Origin of the sequence: Microcystis aeruginosa LEGE 91341, assembly GCF_015206885.1 — a bacterium.
In the GTDB taxonomy this organism is placed as follows: domain Bacteria; phylum Cyanobacteriota; class Cyanobacteriia; order Cyanobacteriales; family Microcystaceae; genus Microcystis; species Microcystis aeruginosa_H.
On record NZ_JADEXY010000183.1, the window covers coordinates 1 to 6,554 of the forward strand.

The 6,554-nt window shown below is 40.9% G+C and carries 5 protein-coding genes and 1 pseudogene; all 6 read left to right on the forward strand.

The genetic code is table 11. The annotated features are described in order from the left end of the window. Positions 1 to 203 precede the first annotated feature (203 nt). The 6 genes and pseudogenes from IQ234_RS19205 (at position 204) to IQ234_RS19230 (ending at position 6,309) form a co-directional block, all read left to right on the forward strand. Positions 204 to 599 carry a DNA-binding protein gene (locus IQ234_RS19205; protein WP_193958254.1) on the forward strand — a complete coding sequence of 132 codons (396 nt, stop codon included), beginning with the start codon at positions 204 to 206 and terminating at the stop codon, positions 597 to 599. Between the two features lie 177 nt (positions 600 to 776). Next, positions 777 to 3,470 (forward strand): annotated as a pseudogene (locus tag IQ234_RS19210) (CHAT domain-containing protein). Between the two features lie 118 nt (positions 3,471 to 3,588). Then, positions 3,589 to 3,798: a DUF2281 domain-containing protein gene (locus IQ234_RS19215; RefSeq protein ID WP_002789196.1), complete on the forward strand. Its 210-nt coding sequence runs from the start codon at positions 3,589 to 3,591 to the stop codon at positions 3,796 to 3,798. Next, entirely contained in the window at positions 3,779 to 3,940 is a 162-nt protein-coding gene (locus tag IQ234_RS21660; protein ID WP_322743471.1) for a type II toxin-antitoxin system PemK/MazF family toxin, read from the forward strand. Before IQ234_RS19215 ends, IQ234_RS21660 begins: the two co-directional genes overlap by 20 nt. A 30-nt stretch (positions 3,941 to 3,970) precedes the next feature. After that, entirely contained in the window at positions 3,971 to 4,951 is a 981-nt protein-coding gene (locus IQ234_RS19225) for a tetratricopeptide repeat protein (protein WP_193958255.1), read from the forward strand. Between the two features lie 224 nt (positions 4,952 to 5,175). Beyond that, positions 5,176 to 6,309 (forward strand): tetratricopeptide repeat protein, encoded by a 1,134-nt coding sequence (locus tag IQ234_RS19230; RefSeq protein WP_193958256.1) that lies wholly within the window; start codon positions 5,176 to 5,178, stop codon positions 6,307 to 6,309. Positions 6,310 to 6,554: the final 245 nt, after the last annotated feature.

Below are 6,554 nucleotides of genomic sequence, written 5' to 3' on the forward strand. Positions count from 1 at the left end.
CTGCCCCCCTTAATAAGGGGGGTGCCGATCCCCCCTGCCCCCCTTGATAAGGGGGGTGTCTGACAACTTTTAACGCCTACCTACTTATTTCGGACAAGTAGGGACAACCATCGTGTTGCTACTGTGTGGAGGTGATAAAGGCACTCAAATTAAAGATATTCGCCAAGCCCAAGAATACTGGAGAGATTATCGGAGTTAAAATTATGTCTAAAAGTATTAGCTACCACCCTTTTTTGCTGGACAATCTTAAAGATCCAAACTATGCGGCTCTTTATCTCGAAACTCACTTAGAAGAAGACGAGTTTGAATTCGATCCCGAATTACTGAAAATGGCTTTGAGGAATGTTCTGGAAGCTCTTGGGGATTCTCATTTAACCGCAGAACAAATTAAAATTTGTGAGCAATTTCTCGATAAATTATTAACAATGCCAGCAGGAATAGGAATTTATAATTTAGGGCTTTGGCTGAAGGCTTTGGGATTAAAACTAGCTGTAACAGTTGATAAAGAGGGGAAGAATGTTGTTGAAAACTTGCCTAGTTTGAATGGAGATAACAAAGAAAAATATGAGGGAGTTTTAACGAAAGTCCCAGATCTATAACCAGAAAGTAGAATAAACGGCTCTTCTGGTTTCTGTGTGGAAACGAAGTCTATACTGATAGAATATCCGCAAAATAGTCTTAAAAGTTTTGTCCAGTAAGCATTTCACGATTCCATAAGCAAAAATTATCACACAAAGCCGAGAAGAGTCAATAAACTAAATATCCTTTCTTAAACCATGCTCAAATCCCTCAACCTCGCTACCCTGCTGCTGCTACTCGCCTCCGGCGTGTCTATCTTGCCCATTTCTCAACCCGGAATAGTGCCACCTGTCCAAGCGCAAACCAATGATTTGTTCTGGTGGACGAAAAAAGCTGAAGCGGAAAGGCTATTTAACGAGGGGATGCAACTATCCCAGCAGGGGACAGCCGAATCCTACCAACAGGCAATAATTAAATGGGAACAAGCCTTACCTCTGTGGCGTAATCTGGGAGATAAAGCACAGGAAGCCTTGATAAACTTGCAATTGGGTAGAGTTTATAGTCGTTTAGGATTCAAACCCAAAGCCCTAGAATACTATAACCAAGCATTGCCAATTTATCGAGAAATTAAAGATCGCGCAGGGGAAGCCAGACTTCTCAATAATATTGGTGCTGTCTATGATGATTTAGGGGAGAAACAAAAGGCATTAGACTATTACCAACAGGCTTTACCCTTAAGGCGGGCGGTGGGGGATCGCGAGGGGGAAGCCACTACTCTCAATAATATTGGTCGTGTCTATTCTGATTTAGGGGAGAAACAAAAGGCTTTAGACTACTACCAACAGGCTTTACCCTTATCACGGGCAGTAGGCGATCGCTCTGGGGAAGCCACCACTCTCAATAATATTGGTGGTGTCTATGATGATTTAGGGGAGAAACAAAAGGCATTAGACTACTACCAACAGGCTTTACCCTTATGGCGGGCGGTGGGGGATCGCGAGGGGGAAGCCACCACTCTCAATAATATTGGCGCTGTCTATGATGATTTAGGGGAGAAACAGAAAGCATTAGACTACTACCAACAGGCTTTACCCTTAAGACGGGCGGTGGGCGATCGCTCTGGGGAAGCCACCACTCTCAATAATATTGGTGGTGTCTATGATGATTTAGGGGAGAAACAGAAAGCATTAGACTACTACCAACAGGCTTTACCCTTATCCCGGGCAGTGGGCGATCGCGCAGGGGAAGCGATAACCTTAGACAATATTGGTTACTTACTGCAACAACAAAACCAACCTCAACTAGGGATTATCTTCTACAAACAATCGGTTAACGTCTATGAAACTCTCAGAGGCGATATTAAAGGACTCCCCAAAGAATTGCAACAAACCTACACCGAAACTGTTGCCAATACTTACCGCCGTTTAGCTGACTTGCTGCTGCAACAAGACCGCATTCTGGAAGCGCAACGGGTGTTAGACTTGTTAAAAGTACAGGAATTAGACGATTATTTGCGGGGAGTGCGCGGTAATACAAATACAGAACAGGGAGTTCCTAAACTACCGCCAGAACAAAAAATAGACGAGGGAATTGAGGCAATTCTTAATAAAGCAGTAGAAATTGGCCAAGAAATCAGCCGACTGCAAGAACGACAAAAACTCAACGGCAAACTAACTCCCTCAGAAGAACAACGTCTCGCCCAACTCTGGAAACAACAGGAACAAATTGTGGCTGAGTTTAATAAATTTATCGAAAGTCCAGAAGTTTTAGCCTTAATTAACCAACTCAAACCCCAAACCCGTTCCGCCGATCTCCTGAATAGTTTAGACAATTTAATTGGCTTATCTGATAATCTCAAAAAACTGCAACAAAATGCCGTCCTTATCTACCCAATTATCTTTGATGACCGCTTAGAAATCATCCTCACCACTGCCGATTCTCCTCCCGTCCGCCACACCGTAAAAGTCAGCAAAAAAGAACTAAACGAAACTATTCGCGCTTTCCGGGAAGCCTTACAAAATCCTAATCTGGATGCCAAAAAGCCAGCCCAACAGCTTTATGAATGGCTGATTAAACCCCTAGAAAATAACCTAAAAACTGCCGATGCAAAAACGATTATTTATGCTCCTGATGGACAACTGCGCTACATTCCTCTGGCGGCTTTATACGACGGCAAACAGTGGTTAATTGAACGCTACCGGGTTAATAATATTACGGCAGCATCTCTGACTGATTTTAATACCAAACCCGAACTAAAAATGCACATTTTAGCGGCGGCATTCGTCAAGGGTAGCTATCAGTTTCGACATGAGGGACAAGACTTCAAATTTAATGGGTTGCCTTTTGCGGGTATAGAGGTAGATAAATTAGCACAGACAGTTTCTCCTACTACTAAATACTTCGATAAAGACTTCAATCAAACAATTATTCCCCTACTGGATAGCTATACTGTCGTCCATTTTGCCACCCATGCAGCCTTTGTGGTGGGAACTCCAGAACAGTCTTTTGTTCTTTTTGGAGATGGGACAGTTGTGACTCTACAAACAATGAAAAACTGGCGGTTTAAAAATATTGATTTAATTGTTTTGAGTGCTTGCGAGACAGGTTTAGGGGGTAATTACGGCACAGGAATCGAAATTTTAGGGTTAGGATATCGACTATAAACCGCAGGTGCAAGGGCAGTTATTGCCTCTTTATGGAGTGTTGATGATGGCGGTACACAAGCTTTGATGAATGCTTTTTATGCTGCTTTGAGGACGGGTAAATTGAGTAAAGCAGCGGCATTACAACAGGCACAAATTGCCTTGATTACCAGTAATAACCCAACCGATCAGCAGCGGCGTGGTAGTATTAGAATAGAACCTATTGAAGGAGTGCCATCGGACGTAGCAAATCGCCTCAGTCATCCCCGTTACTGGGCGCCTTTTATTCTCATTGGCAATGGATTATAATCAGTTATCAGTTATCAGTTATCAGTTATCAGATAAATCTTTAAAATTCTGCTCAAAAATGCTATGATCAGTTTGTAGTTGCGCTTTAGTACCCCACTCTCAAGAACAATTCTCAATCATGACAGTCCAAGATATTACAATTGCCAAAATTCGTCAACTTCCAGAGTCATTAGTTGAAGAAGTGAATGACTTTATTGATTTCCTTACCTTAAAGTACAATCAGCAGTTTTCTGATTTCGTAGAAATCGCAGAATCTGATTTTTCAGATTATTTGTCAAATCTAGAAGATTATGAGGAAAAATTAGCTCGTGGCGAAATCAAATGGTAGCGTTATTCGTGGTGATGTGGTTTTGTGCGACCTCAACCCCGTCATTGGCACAGAACAGTCAGGAATTAGACCTGTAATCATCATACAAATTGATCGAGCTAATTTAGAAACAGCGTTAAGAACAATTATAGGTTTACTTTAAGAAAATCACTATTCTAAGTATTCTAAGCCTATGTCTAATTCATCTCTAGAACAAGACCTAAAAACCTATCAAGATTTGATCGCAATTCTCCAAGAGCATCCTACACCAACAGAAGCCGAAATTCTTAATATTTTACTAGCACGCGATCGCATTCAAACTAAGCTAACAGAAACCTATTTAATTACTGATAATATCCTAAATACCCTCCAAGAATTAGACAACATTCTTAGGAAAAAACAAGCCACAATCGCTCCAATAATCGCCAAATTACGTCCCAATTTTAATCCCGATACTAAAAATTGGTGGTGGCTACTTGAAGTCCCTAAAATTGATTCTTCTTGGCACAAATACGATTTATTGGCCAATGGAGCTTCTGTTACTTTCTTGACAATTTCTTTAGGATTAATTGGTGAAATTGGCTCGCGGTTTCTTTCGGGGGGAAGCGATATTTTGGGAGGTGTTTTAGTCAGTTTTCAAAGTATATTAACCTTACTTGCTGCAGGAGGAGTCTTAACTAAAACTGGACAAGAAACTGGAAAAAACTTACTGACACGCTTTGGGATTCAAGAACAATACTGGCAAGAAATTGGCGCTGGTTTATCTTTTTTATTAATGCTGAGTATTTGGGGATTAAGACTCTCTTTACCAACTGTAGCCACCTGGTATAATCATTGGGGTTGGAGTCATTATCAAAAGGGAGATTTGAGCAGTGCAGAAGAAGATTATCAACGAGCTTTGTCTTTAAATCCAGATGACGCTGAGGCACATTTTAACTTGGGATTACTCTACGAAGAATTACAGGATTTTGATTTAGCTAGAAAAGAATATATATTAGCTATACAAGGAGGTAACACTACCGCTATTAATAATCTAGCTCGATTACATATTCTCAATAAAAATTATCCTGCTGCTGTTCACCTCTTACTTAAAGCCCAATCTGTGCCAAAATTAGATCAAGAAACCCAATTTGCTATCTGGAAAAATTTAGGTTGGGCAAGGCTAAAACAATGAGATATTCCATCGGCAGAAACAGCTTTATTAGAAGCGATTAAATTAGATAAAAATAGTGCTGCTCCTCATTGTTTACTAGCGCAGGTAAGAGAAGCCCAAAATAACCAAACAGAGGCCTTAAAAGAATGGGAAACCTGTAATCAATACGCTAACAGCTTAAATCCTGACGAAGATAGCTGGAGAATACAAGCACAACAATGTTTAGTAAACCGGGAGAAACAAAAATGCTCACCAAAACCCAACTCATCCTATTAGGATTAAGCACAGGAATGCTGACCCTATTTTTAGAAAGTGCTAAAGGGATAGCTTTCCCTGCTAGAATTGAATCAACAACTGGTATCGTCAAGCTAAAAAGACAAAATTGGACTGAATTTAAACCCGTTTCTATTAATACAGAATTAAACAAAGGCGATCAAATTTTTCCTCTTCAGGGTGTTAGGGTGACAGTATTATGTCCCGATTTACAACAACGTCCAGTTAGTTCAGGTGTACCCTCTGGACTAAAGACAATTTGCCCCATCTGGGAAGCGTTAAAAGCCAAAAATCCCCCACCCCTGGGTTCTTTAGGGGGAACAAATGCACTCATCCCCTATCTCATTTCACCCCGTCACACCCTGATACTGACAGATACCCCCATTTTGCGCTGGAATGAAGTTTCTCAAACGAGATATTACACAATAAAAGTTATGGATTCACAGGGGATTATCTGGGAAAAGCAAGTTTCTCAAACCCAAATTTCCTATCCCGGAACACCAGTTTTTCGGCCCGGTATTCCTTATTCTGTGACAATTAAAACCGATGGGGGACAGTCTTCCGAGCAAGATAAAGCTTCTAACATAGAATTCATCAGGTTACATTCCTCCGAAGTTGCAACCATACAGGACGAAGTTAATAAAATAGAACAATTAAATATAAATAAGCAAATTAAAGCATTAATATTAGCCGATTTTTATGGAACTTATACCCTACCGACTTCAACTTTTAATAACTATGTTTTATCCTCCAAATCCCTAGCAACTTATCATCTTACCAGTGAAGCGATCACTATTCTAGAAACTACCATCAAACAGGGTCAAAATTCAGCAATCATCGAGAGAAACTTAGCTGATTTGTACTGGCAAATTGGCCTAGCTAATCTAGCTACCAATCATTATCTAAAAGCGATAGAATTAGCTCAGATACCAGAACAATTAGAAGAAAAAACCTTGGCTCAATTTGGTTTAGGCGAAGTTTATGCAGCTTTAGGAGATAATAATCAAGCCAAGATTTGGTATAGTAAAGCCAGAGAAGGTTATCTAACTTTAGGCGATTCTGCAAGGGCTAACTTTGTGATCCAATTAATAGAAAGCTTGCCTTAAGTTAAAAAAAGAGTAGTCTAGCTGTTGCGGGTTTTGTCTTTAGCCAACTTCTCGGGTTGTTGCCCTAAGTCGGGGTATTCAGGAAGACTGGCTCCCCAGGAGCATCAGCTAACAGAGCTTGTAAGTAGGTAGGCGTTAAAAATTATCAGATGCCCCCCTTATCAAGGGAGATCCCCCCGCCTATCGGCACCCCCCTTATCAAGGGGAGCAGGGGGGATCGGCACCCCCCTTATCAAGGGGGGCAG

What these genes read in the sequence shown, in the direction of transcription:
- IQ234_RS19215 (WP_002789196.1), top strand. Translation starts at nt 3,589, where the DNA reads ATGACAGTCCAAGATATTACAATTGCCAAAATTCGTCAACTTCCAGAG.
- IQ234_RS19230 (WP_193958256.1), top strand. Translation starts at nt 5,176, where the DNA reads ATGCTCACCAAAACCCAACTCATCCTATTAGGATTAAGCACAGGAATG.
- IQ234_RS19225 (WP_193958255.1), top strand. Translation starts at nt 3,971, where the DNA reads ATGTCTAATTCATCTCTAGAACAAGACCTAAAAACCTATCAAGATTTG.
- IQ234_RS19205 (WP_193958254.1), top strand. Translation starts at nt 204, where the DNA reads ATGTCTAAAAGTATTAGCTACCACCCTTTTTTGCTGGACAATCTTAAA.